General features: G+C 56.7%; 12 protein-coding genes and 1 other RNA gene. 8 read left to right on the plus strand and 5 right to left on the minus strand.

Annotation, left to right across the window (positions count from 1 at the left end):
* Positions 1-306 precede the first annotated feature (306 nt).
* From ACZ48V_RS02155 to ffs, 5 genes are all read right to left on the minus strand, one after another.
* Entirely contained in the window at positions 307-1623 is a 1317-nt protein-coding gene (locus ACZ48V_RS02155; RefSeq protein WP_464541161.1) for a glucose-6-phosphate isomerase, read from the minus strand.
* 525 nt (positions 1624-2148) lie between these two features.
* Complete coding sequence (locus ACZ48V_RS02160) at positions 2149-2325, minus strand: hypothetical protein (RefSeq protein WP_464541163.1); 177 nt, start codon at positions 2323-2325, stop codon at positions 2149-2151.
* A gap of 13 nt (positions 2326-2338) precedes the next feature.
* On the minus strand, positions 2339-3550 hold the full coding sequence (gene ribB, locus ACZ48V_RS02165; RefSeq protein WP_464541164.1) for a 3,4-dihydroxy-2-butanone-4-phosphate synthase: 1212 nt from the start codon (positions 3548-3550) through the stop codon (positions 2339-2341).
* A gap of 75 nt (positions 3551-3625) precedes the next feature.
* On the minus strand, positions 3626-3955 hold the full coding sequence (gene yajC, locus ACZ48V_RS02170) for a preprotein translocase subunit YajC (RefSeq protein ID WP_464541166.1): 330 nt from the start codon (positions 3953-3955) through the stop codon (positions 3626-3628).
* Between the two features lie 168 nt (positions 3956-4123).
* Positions 4124-4223, minus strand: an RNA gene (gene ffs / locus ACZ48V_RS02175) — signal recognition particle sRNA small type.
* 364 nt (positions 4224-4587) lie between these two features.
* On the opposite strand from ffs, the gene ACZ48V_RS02180 reads away from it, so the two are divergent.
* From ACZ48V_RS02180 to ACZ48V_RS02215, 8 genes are all read left to right on the plus strand, one after another.
* Positions 4588-5583: a LacI family DNA-binding transcriptional regulator gene (locus ACZ48V_RS02180; RefSeq protein WP_464541168.1), complete on the plus strand. Its 996-nt coding sequence runs from the start codon at positions 4588-4590 to the stop codon at positions 5581-5583.
* A 328-nt stretch (positions 5584-5911) separates the two neighbouring features.
* On the plus strand, positions 5912-9013 hold the full coding sequence (locus ACZ48V_RS02185) for a SusC/RagA family TonB-linked outer membrane protein (RefSeq protein ID WP_464541170.1): 3102 nt from the start codon (positions 5912-5914) through the stop codon (positions 9011-9013).
* A gap of 256 nt (positions 9014-9269) precedes the next feature.
* Complete coding sequence (locus ACZ48V_RS02190) at positions 9270-10829, plus strand: RagB/SusD family nutrient uptake outer membrane protein (RefSeq protein ID WP_464541172.1); 1560 nt, start codon at positions 9270-9272, stop codon at positions 10827-10829.
* A gap of 60 nt (positions 10830-10889) precedes the next feature.
* Positions 10890-13454: a family 16 glycosylhydrolase gene (locus tag ACZ48V_RS02195; RefSeq protein ID WP_464541174.1), complete on the plus strand. Its 2565-nt coding sequence runs from the start codon at positions 10890-10892 to the stop codon at positions 13452-13454.
* Positions 13455-13546: 92 nt separating this feature from the next.
* On the plus strand, positions 13547-16147 hold the full coding sequence (locus ACZ48V_RS02200; RefSeq protein WP_464541176.1) for a glycoside hydrolase family 3 N-terminal domain-containing protein: 2601 nt from the start codon (positions 13547-13549) through the stop codon (positions 16145-16147).
* 189 nt (positions 16148-16336) lie between these two features.
* Complete coding sequence (locus ACZ48V_RS02205; RefSeq protein WP_464543083.1) at positions 16337-17809, plus strand: sugar porter family MFS transporter; 1473 nt, start codon at positions 16337-16339, stop codon at positions 17807-17809.
* A gap of 768 nt (positions 17810-18577) precedes the next feature.
* Complete coding sequence (locus tag ACZ48V_RS02210; RefSeq protein ID WP_464541178.1) at positions 18578-18979, plus strand: hypothetical protein; 402 nt, start codon at positions 18578-18580, stop codon at positions 18977-18979.
* A gap of 524 nt (positions 18980-19503) precedes the next feature.
* Positions 19504-20619, plus strand: coding sequence for a 6-bladed beta-propeller (locus tag ACZ48V_RS02215; RefSeq protein WP_464541180.1), 1116 nt, complete (start codon positions 19504-19506; stop codon positions 20617-20619).
* Positions 20620-20813: the final 194 nt, after the last annotated feature.

Below are 20813 nucleotides of genomic sequence, written 5' to 3' on the forward strand. Positions count from 1 at the left end.
CCACGGCAAAAGCTCAGATTGAGCGGATATGTTATCCACAGTTATCAACACTGTGGATAAGTTGGGAGCATTTGTGGATAACTGGGTAGTTGTGCACATGAAGATAAGACGTGTGGGTAACTTGCCGGTTATCCAGAAGTTATGCCCGACTTATCCACAGGTTATCCACAGATTTTGTGGATAACCTGACGAATCGCCAGAATAGGCAAAATAAAAGCCCAACCTGTCCACATTGGCGTAGACAGGCTGGGCTCTATTCGAGCGATCCTTGCTCTGAGGACGCTCTGTGGGGTAAACGGTCAGCGATTAGCGACCGAGTCGCTGGTACATTTCACGCTTGTAGTCTTCAACACCGGGCTGATTGAAGGGGTTGACGCCGAGTGCATAGCCACTTACGGCAACGGCATGTTCAAAGAAGTAGAGCAACCCGCCGATTGAGCCCGGGCTGATGTCATCGAGCCAGAGCGTGCAGTTCGGGACGCCCCCGTCGGTATGGGCCTGGGCCGTTCCTTCATATGCTCCTTGTGTAACAGCACTCATGGGTCGGTCGGCCACGTAGTTGAGTCCGTCGAGGTTAGCCTCGCTATTTGGAATCTGTATGTCGGCTCCGGTGTCCTCAGCCATGAGGAAGGTTTCCATCACGATGCGTTGCCCGTCCTGCATGTACTGGCCGAGCGAGTGAAGGTCGGTAGTGTACTCGACCGTTGCCGGAAATAGTCCGGTACCCTCTTTTCCTTCACTTTCTCCGAAGAGCTGCTGCCACCAAGCGCCAATGCTGGCCAGGCAGGGTTCGAACGTTGCCAGCACCTCTACGTCGTACCCGTTCTGAAGCAGGGCATAGCGTAGCGCAGCGTACTGAAGGGCCGGATTATCAGAAGGATCATCGAGGTGGCGGTGCATGTCGACCGCGCCGTAGAGGAGCGAGCGTATGTCGATGCCCGCTGCAGCGATAGGAAGCAGCCCAACCGGTGTGAGAACGGAAAAGCGTCCACCTACATCGGGAGGGATGACGTAACGCGTATACGCATGGCTTTCTCGCAGCGCATTCAGCGCTCCACCTTCCGGACTCGTTGTGATAATGATGCGATCGTCGGCGTCGTCGAAGCGGTCTTCCATCCACTGTCGTACCACGCGAAACGCAAGAGCGGTTTCGAGGGTCGTGCCGCTTTTCGAGATAACGTTCACGAAGACGGACTTCCCGTCGAGGTGTGCCAGGAGCTGCTTCAAGTACGCGCCGCTGGTCTGGTGCCCGGCGAAATGCACAGTTGGCGGTTGCGTCGGGTCGGCGCTGGCTCCCCCCACGTCATCTCCCGGCGCATCGGTGGTTTTTGGGAAGTAGGGCGTAAGGGCATCGATGACGGCTTTGGCACCGAGGTATGAACCGCCAATGCCGAGGCAAAGCAGCACATCCGCATCGCGTCGCAGGCGAGCGGCTTTGGATTCCAAATCACCAATCAGGGCGTCATCGGGCTGATCAACGAGCGTGCGCCATCCGAGGAAGTCGCTGCCTGGGCCGCTGCCATCTTTCACGGTCTGGTGTGCTTCGGCGATGGCCGGGGGCAAGTCGGTACGCGTATAGTCGTCCAGAAAAGGACGAATGTGGGTGTCGTCTAATCGAATCATAGGGCTGGAGTGTGATAAGAGTGCGATACGTGGACTGCGTTCAATTTTACGGACTTAACGGAGAGACTGGCGACGCAGATTCGCACATCCCTATAATACCCTACAATACGTGGCTCTTTACATGGCGCTTCGGAGCAGCGCAAAAGCGGTTCGACGTGCGAAATGTGCCTCCGAGGCTACCGGGTAGACTCTTCAAGCAGCCATGCAATTGCATCTGTTGGATGAGGTGCGGGGTCCTGATACTTCAGGTTCTTGGATTCACGCGGTAAGATGCACGAAGAGCATATATATGGGGCAGGCAGAAGACAGCCCGGATTGCAGTCGTCGTGGCACGGTCATCGTGGCGCGCGATAAATTGTCTCGGCACACGTCTCCGGATCTTCATGACTCAGGTCACGCGCTTACCGCCTATCTGCAGACTCTAAGAAAAGAAGTGCTCAGGAAAAAGAATGTGCTGCGCATCCGCCCGTAAGAGCCTGTTTGGATGTTGGTTGGCAGGCGAGGTCGAGCGATGGTAGGAGGCGCCTACGATTCGTTTTGATCGTAGTACATGGTGTGGAAGCGGTAGGCGCAGAAGAGCGCTGCGCCGGTCATGAGCGCTCCCCGAAACCACATGCCAGCCAGTAGGCGCTGGCCTGCAATAAAGACGGCAACAACACCGATAACAAGGTAGACAATGGCTAAGAGGTTGGCACGGTCCATGGTATCGGGGTGGTTATGAGAGGGGGAGACGGAGGGCCTGCACAATGCGTTCTGCTTCAGAGGCATCAAGAAGCGTTTGCGAGGCTGTTTCGGGCACTTCAACAGGGACGGTCTCAACCATTTCGAGTCCGTATCCGGCCAGCCCGACCCGCTTTTTGGGGTTGTTGGTGATGAGGCGGAGCTTGCGCACGCCGAGGTTGCGAAGAATCTGGCATCCAATGCCATAGTCGCGCGGATCCATCGTGCCCTTAATACTCGCATCGGGTGAGGAAAGCGCTTGCAGGCGCTGGAGCAGCGTAGAGGACTGGGCAGATTGGCGCATGTACAGCACCACGCCCCGGCCCTCGTCTTCAACCATCATGAGAGAGGCGGCCAGCTGCTCGCTATGGGGATCCCGGCGGGCGGCAAACACATCGCCTAGCACGTTCTGCGAGTGCGCTCGCACGAGGATGGGTTCGTCTTCACGCCATTGCCCTTTGGCAAGCGCCAGGTGCACCTCGTCGGTGAGCTGGTCGCGGAACGGAAGGATGCGAAACGAGCCAAAGGCCGTTTCAATGGGGTACTCGCCGATGCGCTCCACCAGCCGCTCATGCTGCATCCGGTAGGCGATTAGATCTTGGATAGTGATAATTGGCATGTCGAGCTCTTTGGCCAGCGGCAGCAGCTGGGGCACGCGGGCCATGGTGCCGTCTTCATTCATGATCTCAACGAGCGCTCCGGCTGGCGGATACCCGGCCAGACGGGCCAGGTCAACAGCCGCCTCGGTATGCCCGGCGCGTCGAAGGACGCCTCCGGTGCGCGCAATGAGCGGAAAGACATGCCCAGGACGCGCAAAGGCACTGGGGCTTTCGCTATCGTCGGCAAGGGCCTGAATGGTGATGGCCCGGTCGCTGGCTGAGATGCCTGTTGTGGTTCCTTCCTTGTAGTCGACCGATACGGTGAACGACGTGTGATGGATCTCCGAGTTCGACTCCACCATCAGGTTAAGATCCAGGTCGTGGGCCCGTTCGGGCGTGATGGCCGTACAGATGAGGCCACGTCCGCGCGTGGCCATAAAGTTGATCTGTTCGGGGGTGATCTCGCTGGCCACTCCGATAAAGTCGCCCTCGTTTTCGCGATCCTCGTCGTCTACGACGATAATGAGTTCGCCACGCTGTAGGGCGGCAAGAGCGGTTTCGATGTTACTGAACTCGGAAGCGTCGGGCGTGGAGTTGGACGATGCCATGAGCGCATGCGTGCGGGTTAGTAAAACGGGGGGGTAACAACGAAAGCGAGCGCTGCGCTGTTCGTGCGCAGCCTGTTACTTTACGTCTTCACCTTCCACCTGCGCGATTGCTGACTTGTCAATGCGGAGCTTCACGCCGTTGCTGTCGACCTGTGCAAGCACGCTGTCGTCGTCAATGCTGCGCACGGTGCCATGAATCCCGCCAATCGTCACGATCTGATCGCCCTTTGAGAGCTGGCTAACCATGTCTTCGTGCTGCTCCTCGCGTTTCTTCTGCGGCCGGTAGATAAAGAAGTAGAAGACCGCAAAGATGAGAAGGAATGGAAGGAGCAGTCCAAAAATACCGCCGCCGCTTTCAGCATCGGCAGCGAGCAGGAACGGGGCGAATCCAAAAAGAGTCGGCATGGGAAAAACGCAGCATGAGAAAATACATAACCGTCGTCTAAACGAGCAATGTTTGGAACGGGTTCGCAGAAAGCCCTGCGAAAAAGCCCGATGAACGCAAGGAGTAGAGCGCGTGTCGGGAGTTGCTTCAGCGACAGGAGAAGCAGAGAAAGAAGGGAGTAAACAAAAAATGGGCAAGCGACCCACATCGCGCCGCTGCGACCTCCTACCGCTGCTGCCTTCCGGCCCTGACGGAGTTCAGAGGGAGCTGGCCGTGTGGGACTTGCCCAATCCGTTGCGGGGTGTCCCCGCGCAAAGGTGTCCTTCTATATTATTTGTGGATGCGATGTGTTCCCGTCTGGGTGGGTGGCAGACCGCGCCACGGGGTAAAATTGCGTTAAGGGAGGAAGGGGAGATAGGTGTAAAAGAGCGGACGTGCGGAAGGGCGGCAAGTCTATCATTCTTCAATATTGGAGCCGCCGGTAGGTTGAATGGCGATCATGAAACCGTAAGGTAGAGGCTCGCGCTGCTACCCGGTCCGATCTTCAATAGCCATATGTTGATGTTTGAAACCGGTTTGTGATCATAGAGTGTTAAAAGGGTGCGTGCCATCTGTGGTACGCTCGTAATATTTTGATTGAGTCTATTCACCAATGGGAGTAACCATTCGCGATGTTGCAAAAGTGGCTGGGGTTTCAGCTACAACTGTCTCGCGTGTGTTCAACCACAGCAACCTGGTGAATGACAAAACGCAGGAGCGCGTCCGGGCTGTGGCAAAGAACATGGGCTACCGTCCCAATGCTACAGCACAGAGTCTGAGCCATGGACGCACCCGCGTGGTGGGGGTCATCGTTCCAGCTCCGCACGGCGAGTTCTTCTCCGAGATTATTCGCGGGATTGATGAGGTGGCGCAAGCAGCTAATCATCACCTTCTTATCTCCAGCTCCCACTACAGCTTATCCGAAAGCGAAGCGGCCCTCGATGCACTACGTGGGCGCGTAGACGGACTGCTCATCATGACTACGCATGTGGCTGCGCAGAAAGAACTCCTTGATGACATTGCTATTGACGTTCCCGTAGTATTTATGAACAGTGCGCTTGATGGCTCAACGTACAACACATTCGAAATCGAGAATTGCAAAGGAGCTTACACGGCCACCAAACATCTGGTAAAGCAAGGATACAAAAAAATTGGGATCATTCTGGGCCCTCCAGACAGTCACGACGTGCGCGAGCGGACGAAAGGATACCAGGCCGCACTGTCCGAAGCGGGGCTCGACCCAGATGCGCAGCCGATTATCGAAGGTGACTTTACGCAGGCGAGTGGATACGAGGCGGGACAGGAGATCCTTAATCTTGATGCGCTCCCTGATGCCTTCTTTTCGTGCAATGACTACATGGCAATCGGCGCTATGGCAGCACTTCAGAAAGCCGGCGTTCGCATCCCCCACGATGTAGCCATTGCTGGATTTGATGATATCCCGAGCGCAAAGTACAACACCCCTGCGCTTACAACCATTCGTGTGCCCGTGTACAGCCTGGGACAGAAAGCGGCCGAGCGACTCATCGATCTTGTCCACACCGAGGGAGCGTCAGAGGCGAAGCGGTACGTGATCCCCTCCGAATTGGTGATACGGGCAAGCACGTAAAGGGGCTATCATCCTGATCCCAATACGTGCCCCCTTCCAGTGCACACCATGCCACCCAGATCGATGTATAGAGCCTCTAAAGGCCGTATTTCAAAAAAACAAGGGGGTGGACTTGCAATTCTCCGTTCGGCAACATTATCATTAGAAACAGACATGAAACCGGTTTCAACATATTTTTTGCTTGCTTATGAAACCGGTTTCAGTCACGCGGGGCTCCGCTGACATCTGCTATCTGTAATCAGTCTTACATGCAAGCTGTCTCTGCGTCCCGGATGTTTGGAAGCGCTTTGCTCTCGTCGATTCGGCTTCCGTTGATCACTTTTTTCGCATGAGTCTCCGTAATGTTATGACCTGGAAGAGGCTATTTCTGCTTACCGCTATCCTTCTGACCACCGGGCTTATCGTTGGTGCACCCAGTTCGTATGCCCAGACCGGCACCCTTACAGGCACGGTTGTAGAAGCTCGTACAGGAGCTCCGCTCCCGGGAGCAAACGTTGTCGTACAGGGAACATCCATGGGAACGAGTGCTGACGCCGACGGCCGTTACACAATTCAGAACGTGGAGTCCGGGACGTACACGCTTCGGGCGACGTTTGTCGGGTATCGGGCATTGGTAGAAGAAAACGTTACTGTAGAAGCCGGTGAAACGAAAACGGTCGACTTTGAACTACAGGCAGACGGCCTCCTCGACGAAATTGTGGTTATTGGATACGGGGAACAGCGGCGCCAGGACCTCACCTCGGCGGTGTCCTCAATTTCTGAACAGGATCTGGCGGACCGCAGCATATCAGATCCTGTCGAAGCGCTTCAGGGCACGATTCCGGGCCTTGTTGTCACGCAGAACTCTGGGAGTCCAGGAGAAGGATTTAGCGTACGGATACGCGGGGTTGCCTCGCCGGGTGACAACGAGCCGCTTTACGTTGTAGATGGACTTCCGTTGCCCGACCGTCCTAACTACCTCAACCCCAGTGATATTGCATCGATTGATGTGATTAAAGATGCTGCTGGGGCAGCCATCTACGGCACGCAAGGGAGCAACGGGGTGATCCTCATCACAACCAAGCAGGGAGACGCCGGAGGCGAAACGCGTGTCAACTTCAATGCACAGTACGGCGCATCAGAGGCTCCGCGCCAGATCGACATGCTGGGCGCAGCAGAGTACGCCACGCTCCGCAACGAAGCGGCGATCAATGCTGGGCAGGCGCCTGTGTATGACAACCCGGCGTCGTTCCGGGGACAGTCGACCGACTGGCAAGACCAGATCTTCCAAACAGGCACCTTCCAAAAGTACAGCCTCGGCGTATCGGGTGGTGGAGAAGGGTTCCGGTTTCGCGTGAGTGGAGACTTCACCGATGAAGCCGGAATCGTGAAAACGTCTGATAACCGGCGCATCAACTTTCGCATCAACACCGAATATACCACCAACTCGGGCATCCTCACGGTTGGCGAGAACCTTTCAATCGGACGCAGCTCACGTAGCAGCGTCCCGGAGGGGGATGACGTGCGCAACTTCATGATCCAGACGCTGCAGTTCGCGCCCACAGAGCCCGTGCGCGATCCGTCTCTTAATACGACCGGTAACTACACGTTTAGCCGGTTCGGAAACAACGCATTCAATCCGGTTGCTGTCCTCGACTTCAACAACCAGCAAGATAAAGCGACCCGCATTGCAGGAAACGCCTTCGCCACGCTGAGTCCGATCGACGGGCTGAGCGTCAAAACGGATATTGGGCTCGACCTGCGCCACGGAGACGGGTACGGGTTTACCCCCACCTACGAGGTGAGCCCAGAGTTTACGAATGCGATCAACAGCGTATCCCGGTATACTGACCGCCGCTCCGCAATCATCTGGAGCAACACGGCTACCTACGACCGGACGTTTGACCAGCACAGCCTGACGGTACTCGGTGGCACGTCGGCGGAGTGGAATGCTTACGAGTTTATTGATGCAAACCGAACGGGACTGCCCAACGACGATCCATCGCTTCGGTACCTGCAGCAGGGCACCGAAAGCCAGGGAGTTACCGGCTCGCTCGACCGCTCACGCATCGTATCGTATTTCGGTCGTGTCAATTACGGATTTGAAAGCCGCTATCTCGCTACACTTGTGGCGCGGTACGACGGCTCGTCGCGCTTTGGAGCGAACAACCGGTTTGGGTTCTTCCCCTCCTTCTCTGTCGCCTGGCGGATTTCCGAGGAAGCGTTCATGGCCGACGTAGATATGGTCGAAGAGATCAAGCTGCGTGGCGGATACGGTATAAACGGCAACGACGGAATCGGTAACTTCCTCTTCTTGAGTGGAATTGAGGGATTCCGCAATTACAACCTGGGTCCTGACGGCGAGGTCTTCCCCGGGGCTACGGTGGCCGGAGCCGGTAACCCGGACTTGAAGTGGGAAGAGTCGCGTCAGACCAACATCGGCGTAGATGCTGCGCTTTTTGACGGGCGGCTCGATATCACGGCCGACTACTATATCAAGAACACCGCCGACCTTCTGATCGGTGTACCACAGCTGTCAACGAGTGGGGCCCAGCGTTTTGGGCAGGCACAGAACGCCGGCGACATTCAAAATCGCGGGTTCGACTTTGCGCTTGGGTGGAGCGACGACGCGCTCGGAGGCGACCTTACCTACCAGCTGCAGGGCAACTTTGCCACCGTGTCGAACGAAGTGAAGAGCCTGGGCGCCAGCGACGCGATCACCGGTGGAGGGTACCGGCAGGGACCCGTAACGCGTACCGTAGTCGGGCAGCCCATCGGGTCCTACTATGGATACGTGACCGACGGCATTTTCCAGACGCAGGAAGAAGTAGACGAGCACGCGTTTCAGTCGAATGGCACTGCGCCGGGCGACATCCGGTTTGCCGATCTCAATGGCGACGGGGTCATCGACGATCGCGACCGTACGTTCCTTGGCAATCCGTTTCCTGACTTCACGTACGGGTTCACGGGGCGGGTTTCGTATCGCGGTATAGACATGAGTGTCTTGCTGCAGGGCGTAGCAGGCGTAGAGCTCTTCCAGGCCTACCAGTTCTACACGCTCGGATCCGGCATTTTCAACCTCGAAAAGGAAGCGCTAAACCGGTGGACCGGACCAGGCACGAGCAACGACATGCCGCGCCTGACCGTCGACGACCCGAACCAGAATACGCGCATCTCCGACCGCTACATCCGCGACGGATCCTACCTGAGGCTCAAGAACCTGACGCTTGGCTATACCGTGCCCGACCGCTTCTTCGAGTCGATGGGCTTTGCCTCATCGGTGCGCCAGGCACGCATCTTTGTTGGCGGTCAGAATCTGCTCACGCTGACAGGATACGATGGACTCGATCCTGAAATCGGAGAGCGGAATGGCGTGCTCGACCGCGGAATCGACCGCGGCGTGTTTCCGCAGGCGCGCACCTACACCGTCGGCATTGACTTCCAGTTTTAGAGCCTGATTTGATCCCGTAACTTGGGCTCCGAGCGGCTCCGCTGGGCTGCAAGTCGTCCCCGATGTCGCCCCGTAGCCCCAGCTACGAACCTCCATCGTGGTCTAATTTTCGCCTCAGCGGCGCTCGCTCTTGCCTGCAAGCCACACCCCAAACAAGCTCTTAGCAGGATGCGCTACGCGGCCCCGGCGCTGCGACTGAGCCGTTTACACATTTTCATGACTTCGCTTCGTGCCCATGACTTTATCTACGACTTTGATGCCCTCTACATCCGTTCGGTCTCTCGTAACAGGCTGCGCCATCGCTATGCTTACGGCGGTGCTTATGATAGCCACTGGGGGATGCGACAGCATGCTGGATATCGACCCGCAGGGCACCCAGACCTCAGCAAACTTCTTCGAGACAGCCGATGATGCCAATCGGGCGTTAGCCGGAGCATACGACGCCATCCAGCAGCAGAAGCGCGCCACGTATCAGGGGGCGCCTGAGTTCCTGGCAGGCTACGACATGGTGTTCGGCGAGATAGCGTCTGACAATGCATTCAAAGGAGGCGAGAGCCAGAACGACCAGCCCGACATAAATGATGTGCAGACCTTCATCGTCAACCCCAGCAATCTGTACGTCGTCAAGATGTGGAGCAGTCTGTACGAAGCGGTGACGCGGTCGAACCGAATCCTGAACAACGTTCCTGATATCGAGATGGACGAAGACGAGAAAGCCGCCATCTTGGCTGAAACGCGATTTATCCGCGCGTACTCTTACTTCTACCTGCTTCAAGCATTTGGAATGGATCCGGCCACGAACAACGGGCCGGGCATTGTGCTCCTTGACGGCGAAGTGACAATCGGTGATGCCGATCAGCCGCGTTCGTCAGAGCCTGAAGTATGGGCCCAGATTGAGTCCGACCTGCAAGCAGGGATTGACGTGCTTCCCACGAAGAGCGAACGCCCCCGCTCAGAGTACGGGCGTGTAACGCGTGGAGCAGCCCAGTCGCTGCTGGTAAAAGCGTATATCTTCCAGAAGAAATGGGGAGTTGCCGAGTCGCTTGCACGAGACGTCATCAACTCTGGCGAGTATGCACTGGCAAACGACTTTGAAGGCATTTTCCGCACGAGTGGCGAGCACGGTCCGGGTTCAATCTTCGAGATCAACTACGCCACGCTTCCGAATCAACTCGAGGGGTACTACGGCAACGTATACCAGGCCAGCCGCTCCACATGGGGCTTCGGGTTCAAAAACCCGACTCAGGACCTCGTCGATGCCTTTGATAGCAACGATCCCCGTCTTGCCGCTACCGTTATCTTCGATGGAGAAGTTATGCCAGATGGTACTGTTGTAGAAGGCGGAAGCAGCCGGTCGGGCTATCACAACAGAAAAATCTGGATTCCGCAGGTTGAGTACCCGCAGAACAACGGACAAGGCATCTTTGCCGGTCCGAGCAATGTGCGCTACCTCCGCCTTGCCAACGTGCTGCTGTGGCATGCCGAAGCCGCAAACGAGAACGGCAATACAGCTGCTGCGCTCGAATCACTCAACCGGGTACGGGAGCGAGCACGCAACAACGCCGACACCCCCTCGGGCGTCCTTCCAGACATTACAACCACAGATCAGGACGCACTTCGTGAGGCAATCTACCGCGAGCGCCGTCTGGAGCTGGCAATGGAAGACCTGCGCTTCTTTGACCTGGTGCGCCAGGGCCGTGCCCCCGAAGTGCTCGGCGATGACGGATTTATCGAAGGCGTACACGAGCGCATGCCCATCCCACAGCGTGAGATTGATCTCAGCGGTGGTGTCCTCACGCAAAACCCCGGCTACTAACCCGGCAGCCCCTGCTCTGCAGCACACGTTCAACTTCTTTCTCCCGACTGCTTCGTTGACATGAAGACCACTGCACCCTTGCATCCGCTATCGTACCGAACTGCGCTATCCATTCTACTGATAAGTGCGCTATCCCTTTTTGCAGGAGGCCTGCTTGTCGGATGTGACCAGGGGGGGATGAGCGACGACGGCGATAATTTCATCGCACCCAACACCTCGCGCCTCAGCTTTGAAGTTGCTCCCGGAGCCCCCGACACAACCCAGCAGCTCACTCTCAGCTATAACTCGCTGGACGAGCACCCAAGTCCAGACGAAGTGTCTGGGCCGTTTTCGATTGAGGTTGCTGACGAAACAGGAAGCCCCTCAAACGGAAGCAGCACGTTCAACGTCACGTTCACGCCCCCCGAAGACATAAGCAGCTTTACTGAACGCGTTGTGTTTCGGTCGGGGAGTCAGGCAGTCACGATCCAACTGTTTGGAGCTGTCGGATTCGACGATGAACTCATCACCAACTATGCGGGCGACGGCGTTGTAACTGATTTCTTTGGGTTCAACGGCATTGGCGCCGAAGCTGTAAATGGACAACTCGTGCTAACCGGCTCGGATACCGGCGGACCCGGACAGTTTCCGGGAGTCGCGCATCTGTTTGATGGCGTCGTCGACTTCAGCGAGACGCCGGTTCTGGTGGCACGCATGAAAGTCTCTGACGAAAGCGCCGGGCCAGCTATCGTGCGCGCTGCGTTGAACCAACAGGGCGACGCTCCCGATGCCAACGCCAGCGTGGCTCCGCTCATCAAAGAGGTGCCCGCCGACGATGAGTACCGCGAGTATTACTTCGACTTCCGCGACAACTTTGCACAGTTTGACGGGCAGCCCGTCGATCCGTCGAACATTGCTGAACTGGTTCTTCTGGTGAACGACGATGGCTCGTTGCAGGCTCTTGGACGCTCCGATACGTTTACGGGGACTGTCTTTGTAGATCGCGTCGCCCGAAGAGCCGATATTCCCGGGGAAGAAGATGGCGGAAATACGCCTCCTACAGCCCGCTTTACGTTTGAGCCCAACAGTCCAACAGTCGGCGAGGCTGTCACTTTCACCGATGAGTCGACCGACGACGGGATGATCATCGCTCGCGACTGGGACTTTGGAGATGGTGCTACGGGGGCAGGTGAAACACCCACCCACACGTACACAGATGCCGGAGAGTACAGCGTGGTGCTCACCGTCACCGACGACGAGGGCGCTACCGGTACGTCTACTCAGACCGTTACGGTAACAGACGGCACGGAAGACGATGAATCCAGCGATTTCCGGGGCGATGAAAACGGAGACGGTCGCATCCTCTTTGATAACTTTGAAGATGGCATTGCAGATTACTTCACCTTTGAAGGCGCGGGTGCGGGCATTTCGCTGGCCGAAAGCAGCGATACGCCTCCAGAAAGCAGCGGATCTACAGCGCTGGCGGCTACGATTGACGGAGGAAGCGGCGGCGGATTTGCTGGATTCGGCAAGACTGGAGACGGCATTGACGTCAGCGATCTGGGCGAAGACCCGTACTTTACCATGTTTGTGAAGTCGGATGCCACACAGCCGTTTGAGCTGGAGATCAATCTTCAGGAAGACCAGAGCGGGAGCGGCAGTTTCGACGGGGAGGGCCCGGTAGATGATGAGTTTCGCTACGACTTCTTCGTAGATCCTGAGGTGTCGGGCTACACACGTATCAGCGTGCCATTGAGTGCCTTCCAGGACGACAACAGCGTCAATCCAGGTGGTGATGGCGAGCTGTCCTCGCGTATTGCCAATCTGGTCTTTGCTATCGGCAACATCCCCGATGAGACGTTCACGATCACGATCGACGACATCATCTACTCCAGCGAAGATCTCGGCACAGGCGATGAAACAGCACAGAGCGCCTGCAGCACAAGCGAGTATGAGCTCTTCTTTGAGGATGATTTCAACGCCCCCAACGACGAATTCTGGGATCGCGGCGACGCGACGTTCAACGGCAATCTCGCCTACTTCCGCCCCGAAAACATCACGTACGAAGGCGGAAGGATGATACTCAACCTGAAAAAAGAGAACTTCCAGGGGCGTCCGTATACAGGCGCTGAGCTGCGTACCGATAATGAAGACGGATTCTACAGCTACGGCTGCTACGAGGTGCGCATGAAGTCAGCCGGCCCCAGCGGTACGGTCTCCTCCTTCTTTGCCTTCCGGTTTAACCCCTGGCAAGAGATCGACATCGAGATCCTCGGTAAAAACAACCGCTCGATGCTAACGAATATCTTCTATAACGAGGGGCCTGTGGGTGAGCCAAACAACGATGCGTTTGAAGTGCCGCCGTTCCCAGAAAGCATAGGGCTCAGTTACGACGCCTCGCAAGAGTTCCACAACTACGCATTTGAGTGGCTGCCGGGCGAAATTAAGTGGTACCGTGATGGACAGCTTGTAAAACAGGCCACGGTGTCGGGAGCCAACCCGAGTGACATCCCAGATCTCGAAATGCAGATCATGATGAATCTGTGGGTATCGGATTCGCCAAGCTTTGCCGGAGAGATTGACGACAGCGACTTCCCCGTCCGCTCCGAATACGAGTGGGTACGTTTCTATCGGCCGATAAACTAAGAATCTCGATAAGAATCTCTCTAACCAACCGGATGATGAGGCCCTTGTGTGGCCTCATCACTCCAGTCTACATCACTTTTAGAGCTATGCCTATGTATCGCGTCACTACTTCTGGCATGTTTTCCGGGGCGTTCGTGAGCACGCTACTACTTGTGCTCGCGTTTGGTTTTATTACGGTTGCTGGGTGTACACAAACACAGCCGAGTGCCGATTCTACATCGCCTTCCGATGAAACGCAGGCCGACTCACCGTCTATGTCGTCAAACGAACTGAGCCAAACCGGAGAGCTTGCTTCTGCGGAAGGAGCCCTCATGCCGCTGGACCGTTCCGTCTCGCTGCTCGATATCGGGCCGCGCCTTGTATCGCCACAGTCCATGTCCAGTCAGGTGTTTATCGATCAGGCGGTGGCGCAGGGCTCAGAGCGCCAGGCCTCCAACATTGAGGCGCGCGTTGATTCGCTCTTAGACCTGATGACCCTGGAGGAAAAAGTCGGGCAGATGACGCAGTTTGAGCTGGGCATGGTAACGGATGATGATGCTTTTCCGCAGCCCATCAACCATGAAGAGCTGCAGCGCGTGGTGCGTGATTATCATGTAGGCTCGTTGCTCAACGTAGTTGATACTGCGTTCTCTCTCGACCACTGGCACGAGATTATCGGAGCCGTGCAGGAAGAGGCCCGCCAGACGCGCCTGGGCATCCCGGTGCTCTATGGCATTGATGCGATGCATGGCGCAAACTACACCCAAGAAGCAATTCTCTTTCCACAGGCACAGGGACTGGCTGCCACCTGGAATGTCCACCTGGTTGAAGAGGTTGGGGCCATCACCGCGCGTGACGTGCGGGCGAGTGGCATTCCGTGGAACTTTGCACCGGTGTTAGATGCGGGACGCGATCTGCGCTGGCCCCGCCTCTATGAGACCTTCGGCGAAGATGCCCATCTGACCACAGCCATGGGGCTCGCTGTAAACAAAGCCCAGCAGGGAGATGACATGTCCGGTGAAAGACAGGTTGCTTCAACCTTGAAGCACTTCATTGGCTATTCCGTGTCGGATAGCGGGCGCGACCGTACCCCGGCTACGATCTCTGAGATTGAGCTACGTGAGCAACACCTTCCGCCGTTCCAGGCCGCAATAGACGCCGGTGCCGCCTCAGTGATGGTCAACTCGGGGGAGGTGAACGGGGTGCCCGTACACGCAAGCCGCTACCTGCTTACGGATGTGCTGCGCGGCGAGCTCGGATTTGACGGACTGGTGCTTACCGATTGGCTCGACATCAAGAAGCTGGTGTCGCTTCACCATGTTGCAGCAGACGAACGAGAGGCTACGAAGATGGCCATTGAAGCAGGCATTGATATGAGCATGGTACCGTCTGACGTATCGTTCATCGAGCACCTGACATCGCTCGTAGAAGACGGTGAGATTACCGAGGCACGTATCGATGCCTCGGTGCGACGCATACTCCGGTTAAAGTTTGAACTCGGACTGTTTGACGATCCTCTGTCCGGAATCGAGCAGGCCGACGAGGTTGGCAGCAACCGCGATCGCCAGGTTGCCCTCCAGGCCGCGCATGAGTCCGTTACGCTTCTCCGGAATGCAGACGACCTCCTCCCCCTTTCGGATGAGCAGCGCGTGCTTGTAACAGGTCCTACGTCCCATTCAATGCAGTCGCTCAACAACGGGTGGACATATACCTGGCAGGGGGGCGGCCGCGCACAAGATCTCTTCCACGAAGGGCGCCCTACCGTTATGGAAGCCGTGCGTGAGCGAGTGGGCGAGGCACAGATGACGTATATGCCCGGTAGTACGCTAACCCGCTTAGACCACGTAGACGCAGCCGTAGATGCAGCGCGCGAAGCCGATGTTGCCATCGTTGCACTGGGCGAGGGCGCGTACACCGAAACCGCCGGCAACCTGCAGCACTCTCTCATGCTCCCGGAAGCGCAGCGTCGCTTGCTGCAAGACGTGGCGGCCACAGGCACCCCCGTTGTGCTCGTGCTGCTGCAAGGACGGCCGCGTACGCTGGGGGTGGCTCATGAGGCGGCCGATGCCATCGTTACCGCATACAATCCCGGAACAGAAGGCGGACAGGCTGTAGTCGACGTGCTCTATGGCGATGTGAATCCGTCGGGCCACCTTCCCCATACGTATCCAAGCCGACCCACCGGATATGCGCTCTACGACCACAAGCACAGCGAGCAGCTCGACGCCGAGTTCGGGACAGGAGGCGCTACGCCGCTCTTCCCGTTCGGGCACGGACTCTCGTACACCACGTTTGACTATAGCGACCTGACGGTAAGCGAAACGTCTCTGTCGACCGATACCCTCCATGAAGGAGCAGAAGTTGCGGTCGAAGTGACAATCACAAACATCGGCAATCGTGCCGGAAGCGATGTCGTGCAGCTCTACATGAGCCAGGAGTTCGCATCCGTAACCCCGTCGGTGCGAAAGCTGAAACGGTTTGCGAAGGTTGATCTAGAGCCCGGAAGCTCAGAAACCCTGACCTTCCAGCTGACCTGGGACGACTTCAGCTTCATCGGTCGGGATGCACATCCGGTTGTGGAATCGGGGCCTTTTACCATCCAGGTTGATGACCTCGACGCTGAGATAACGCTCACCGGAGCACCCACGTCAAACGCAGCGCTGCTGCCTCATGTAGAGCAGGCGATCCAACCAGAACCGTCTGCATCCATGTAAGCTCCCATGCTCTGGTAGGTGCTTCCAAGCAAAAGGGGCACCCACCGTGCAGCGTATTGAACGAGCAGCAACAGTGCCGTACATGGCGTAGGTGCGATCGGCGTAGGTGAAATGCCGCTCTCGCTCTGGGCCGCGATCCAGGATTCGACGCACCGCTTTCGACGTGCCTCTTCCTCAATTTTCCGTGTTATGAAAGACAGGCAGGCAAACATCCCCGCTCCGGAACAAGAACAGGGCAATACCCTGCTGGTCGTCTTGATCTCGATGGCAGCGGCGCTGGGCGGGTTTCTGTTTGGATTCGACAGCGGCGTCATCAACGGCACCGTCGATGCGCTGCAAGATGCGTTCGACTCGGATGCGGTGGGCACGGGCTTCAACGTGGCGTCAATGCTCTTGGGTAGTGCCGTGGGAGCGTTCTTCGCGGGCACGGTGGCCGACCGATATGGCCGCCGCCCCGTCATGATCGCCACCGCGATTGTCTTTATTATAAGCGCATGGGGGTCTGGAATAGCAGGCGGCTCTTCGACGTTTGTCTTCTTTCGTCTGATCGGCGGAGTAGCGGTCGGTGCTGCGAGCGTGCTGGCGCCCGCCTACATCAGCGAGGTGGCTCCAGCGCACATTCGCGGGCGCCTGGCGACGCTGCAGCAGCTGATGATCGTGATTGGACTGTTTATCGCATTTCTGAGTAACTACCTGATCGCAGGATCGGCGGGGAGCGCGTCTGCGCTCTTCTGGTGGGACTTCCCGGCCTGGCGGTGGATGTACTGGGTCGAAATCATTCCCGGATCCATCTTTCTACTTAGCCTGCTCGCAATCCCCGAGTCGCCGCGCTATCTGGTAGCGGCCGGACGCGAAGGGGAAGCTCGGGCGGTGCTGCAGCGGCTTCTCAACGCGAAAGAGAAGGCCCGGCAGACCGTAGCCGATATTAAGGATACAGTTCTGGAGAGCCGTAAACCGCGTCTTGCCGACATCATCAGCGAGCACACCGGACGCGTGCACCCGATTGTATGGGTCGGGCTCGGGCTGGCTGCCCTGCAGCAGTTTACCGGCATCAACGTCATCTTCTACTACGGCGCGACGCTCTGGCAGGCCGCCGGGTTCGACGAAGGCAGCGCCTTGATGCAGAACGTAATCAGCGGCTCGGTAAACGTGTTATTTACGTTCGTGGCTATTGCTTTAGTCGATAAAGTGGGGCGGCGTCCGCTGCTACTGATTGGTGCGCTGGGGCAGGCGGCGATGCTGGGTGTGATGGCATTCGTGTTTGGCACGGCCGCCACCGGCGATGCCGATGCGCTACAGCTTGGCGACAACGCGGGGCTGGTGGCCCTGCTGGCAGCCAACGCCTACATCGCATTCTTTGCGTTCTCGTGGGGCCCGGTGATGTGGGTGCTCTTGGGCGAGATGTTTCCGAACAAGTTCCGGGGGGCGGCCCTGGCGCTGGCCGGACTGGTACAGTGGCTTTCAAACTTCACCATCACGATGACCTTCCCGATGCTACTTGCGAGCGTAGGGTTGGGCGTGTCGTACGGGATCTACGCCGCGTTTGGCGTGGTGGCGTTTGTGTTCGTGCTGCGGTACCTGAACGAAACGATGGGACGCACCCTCGAAGACATGTCGCGCGAGCACGAAGCGGCGGATGCACGTGCCGGTGGCGCGTTTTAATAGCTGGCATTCAGAAAGGGCGTATCGATCAAGCCCGCTACGCACCCGCTAAAGAGCCTACCTACTGACTTCACTTCGAGGACTCAGGGCTTTGGTTCACAGCGATTCCTCGGAGGGCTTTCAGCGCTTGCCGGGCTTGCTGTGTATAAAGCTGCTCACGTCCTCGGTACTCGTGAAGTCGAGCTACTGAACGCATTATGTCATGCGTGAGCGAAAGTGCAGGCAGTGTGGTGTCTGAAAACGAATGCATTCCAATGTGCTGGCTGTGAAAGGCTGTGGCGGAACAGCTACAGTGACCTATATTGTCACTACTATTGTCACTACTATTGTCACTACGTAGTGGCAATAATTAGCACTACTCTGCCGGTTCCATGTCAGCTCAGCAAAAGATGGGGGCTTCCTTCCCTCACAACAAATCCAGCGCGTCCATATCAATCGACACGTAGTGATTCCAGGTGCGTAATGTAGAGCGAGAGAGACAGAGAATGGACAGATGGAAGATAGTAGGATAGAATGAGCGGTAGTCCTCCGTTCACATTTTGATAACATTTCGGGCTTGCATGGCGCTCGTTTTTTTTACGTTAAAAGCGCATCAAAGCACGACAATCAAATCACGTTATGCTTCGCCCCTTACACAAGGTCGGCATCGGATGTGCGGTGTTGGCCCTAACCGCTTTGGCCTGGTGGTACTCCGCGGATGGCTCAACCTGGGATGCACCACCCGCCATACATGTTGACGATATATCTTGGGCAGCACTTCCAATCATTATGGAAGACAAAACCGTGAAGTCGTCTGCCGCTATCTCGTTTGCTGGGAATACGGGGTCGCCTCGCGCTGATCAGATGGTCTTTTTTGTATATCGCCCGCATGACTGCTACACCAATCGGGCTGCGATGAACAGTTGGCATAAGCTGGCGGCTTTGGATGAGCAGGTGCAGGCGATCAATGTACTCAAGGAGCGCGGTGCAACGCCTGCCCGGCGCTATCTCTCCGAGTTTGCTACGCCGTATCCGACTCGCATCGACACGACGGAGTGGTTTAATCATACCCTCGGGGTCGATAGCACCCCGGCGGTCGTGCTGATTTCGGAAGATGAGGCGCCGCGTGTTATATCGCCTTCGGAGCAGCGTTCTGACAGCGACCGTCGCCAGTTGCTCGATGTGTCATAGGCGCTTGTTTACCAGAATGATTTAACCTACGCCTTGCGTCCAAAACTTCGTTCCAGACATTGATTCCACACCCATCGGCATGGGGGCCGGATGGACAGCGCTTCTGTCTGCTCGGTGCCGACGACGTATCCCTTCCCCATTCTTTGTATTCTCTATCAATGAACCCTCACGAACCGATGAACAATTCACCGTTATCCAGCCGGTTGGCGAACTTTCTGAGTTCGGCGTTTCTGGCTCTTGCATTGCTCATGGCTGTTGGGGTTGCCACTTATGAAGTAGGCGCAGCAGAAGTCGGGGCCACTACCTCTTCAGTCTCAACGAGTTCAGAGCCTTGCTCTAACACTGTTGGGGATAACCTCTGTGAAGGTCAGCCCCTCGATTGTCTTTGCGAAGTAATTGTCACACCTGGGAATCCACTTCCACATGATACAGAGCCTATTCTTCCTCACCTTACGTACTGATCGGTATGTGCAGCCCTTGCAATTCAGCAAGGGCTGCACTTTTCCCTCAAGATAGGCTGAAATATGTACAATATTCGGACGTCCGTCGTAGTTGCTTGCACTTTTATCGTGCTTTCGGCTTGCACGGGAGATTTCTCATCAGACCCCGAAGTCCGTACGCTATCAGCGAGTGAGCAGCTGATACCTGTCGACACCATCGCAATTCAGGAGACCGATGAGAATTATATCGGTCGTTACACCGGAGCATTCGTGACAACCGACCCGTTTCGGGTGTACATTGCCGACATACAGCGACACCGAGTTGCGGTGCTCAACCGAGAAGGTGCAATTCAAACGTATATTGGAGCTCCCGGCCAAGGCCCCGGCGAATTACGCAACCCGCATACCGTTTCTGTGAATGGCGACACGGTGATTGTAAATCAGTCCTATGGGCGGGGCTACGCGGTATTTGACACAGCGGGCACCTTCTACCGCACGGATCGGCTTCCCGAAGGCTCGTGGAGTGCAGGCTCGACACCGCTTTTCCCGGTTGATAGCACGTACATCTATCCGCTTGAACAGGTTGACTCGCGCGAGCAGGGGCTGGAGCGATCCGCGAAGCACACGACAATGGCCCGCTTGGACGCCACACTCAACGTGATCGACACGTTTGGCATATTTCCAAAGTTGTACCACGGATTTTCGCACGTGTCTACTGAGCGTTCCGCAGATCTCGTTGGAGATGATCGGCTTGTTGTGGGGTATGACCTAACACCTGATGTCCAACTCTATGATATCTCGGCTGAGGAGTATGAACAGATCGACGTCATCCGATTAGAGCACCCGGAATTCAAACATCCAGAAGAGGAAGTCACAATGGAGCTTGCTGGAGATCGCGACGACCTCTATGAACGTATGGCGCGCATATCACGGGTACATCGCACCTACGGATTTGAAAACGGAGCTGTCGTTCAGTCCTTCCACAACCGTACTGCAGCGTACTACGGTCGGCAACGCGACAAGCGCGAGCAAGAGCACTTCGCTATTGTTGGACATCTGGATACCAGTCAGCAAGAAGCACTAAAGTTACCCGGTCCGATTCTCGCACGCGACGATTCCAACCGCATCTACGTTGAACTTGACCCCACGCCCGATCAGCGTAAAATTGGCGTGTATGAAGTGACAGGGTGGGACAATTGAGGTGTGGAAGTTTGGATGTGTGGAGGGGGGGAAGACGCAGGCTGGAAGCTGCTCTGGATGGTATACGTGCCTGCAGTAAAACCTTGCAAGCGAATCCGAGAGCCCGACATTCTCAAATAGGCGAGGTAATCGGACTACGACCCGCTCTTATTTTCGTTTTGGCCTGAAAATGGGAATAAGGTGGGGCGTTGTTT

This window comes from Longimonas haloalkaliphila (assembly GCF_055379825.1).

Bases quoted from the DNA above. Each gene is read 5' to 3' on its own strand.
- ribB (WP_464541164.1), bottom strand. From the start codon at position 3,550: ATGGCATCGTCCAACTCCACGCCCGACGCTTCCGAGTTCAGTAACATC.
- ACZ48V_RS02210 (WP_464541178.1), top strand. From the start codon at position 18,578: ATGGAAGACAAAACCGTGAAGTCGTCTGCCGCTATCTCGTTTGCTGGG.
- ACZ48V_RS02190 (WP_464541172.1), top strand. From the start codon at position 9,270: ATGCCCTCTACATCCGTTCGGTCTCTCGTAACAGGCTGCGCCATCGCT.
- ACZ48V_RS02205 (WP_464543083.1), top strand. From the start codon at position 16,337: ATGAAAGACAGGCAGGCAAACATCCCCGCTCCGGAACAAGAACAGGGC.
- ACZ48V_RS02185 (WP_464541170.1), top strand. From the start codon at position 5,912: ATGAGTCTCCGTAATGTTATGACCTGGAAGAGGCTATTTCTGCTTACC.
- ACZ48V_RS02200 (WP_464541176.1), top strand. From the start codon at position 13,547: ATGTATCGCGTCACTACTTCTGGCATGTTTTCCGGGGCGTTCGTGAGC.
- ACZ48V_RS02180 (WP_464541168.1), top strand. From the start codon at position 4,588: ATGGGAGTAACCATTCGCGATGTTGCAAAAGTGGCTGGGGTTTCAGCT.
- yajC (WP_464541166.1), bottom strand. From the start codon at position 3,955: ATGCCGACTCTTTTTGGATTCGCCCCGTTCCTGCTCGCTGCCGATGCT.
- ACZ48V_RS02195 (WP_464541174.1), top strand. From the start codon at position 10,890: ATGAAGACCACTGCACCCTTGCATCCGCTATCGTACCGAACTGCGCTA.
- ACZ48V_RS02155 (WP_464541161.1), bottom strand. From the start codon at position 1,623: ATGATTCGATTAGACGACACCCACATTCGTCCTTTTCTGGACGACTAT.
- ACZ48V_RS02215 (WP_464541180.1), top strand. From the start codon at position 19,504: ATGTACAATATTCGGACGTCCGTCGTAGTTGCTTGCACTTTTATCGTG.
- ACZ48V_RS02160 (WP_464541163.1), bottom strand. From the start codon at position 2,325: ATGGACCGTGCCAACCTCTTAGCCATTGTCTACCTTGTTATCGGTGTT.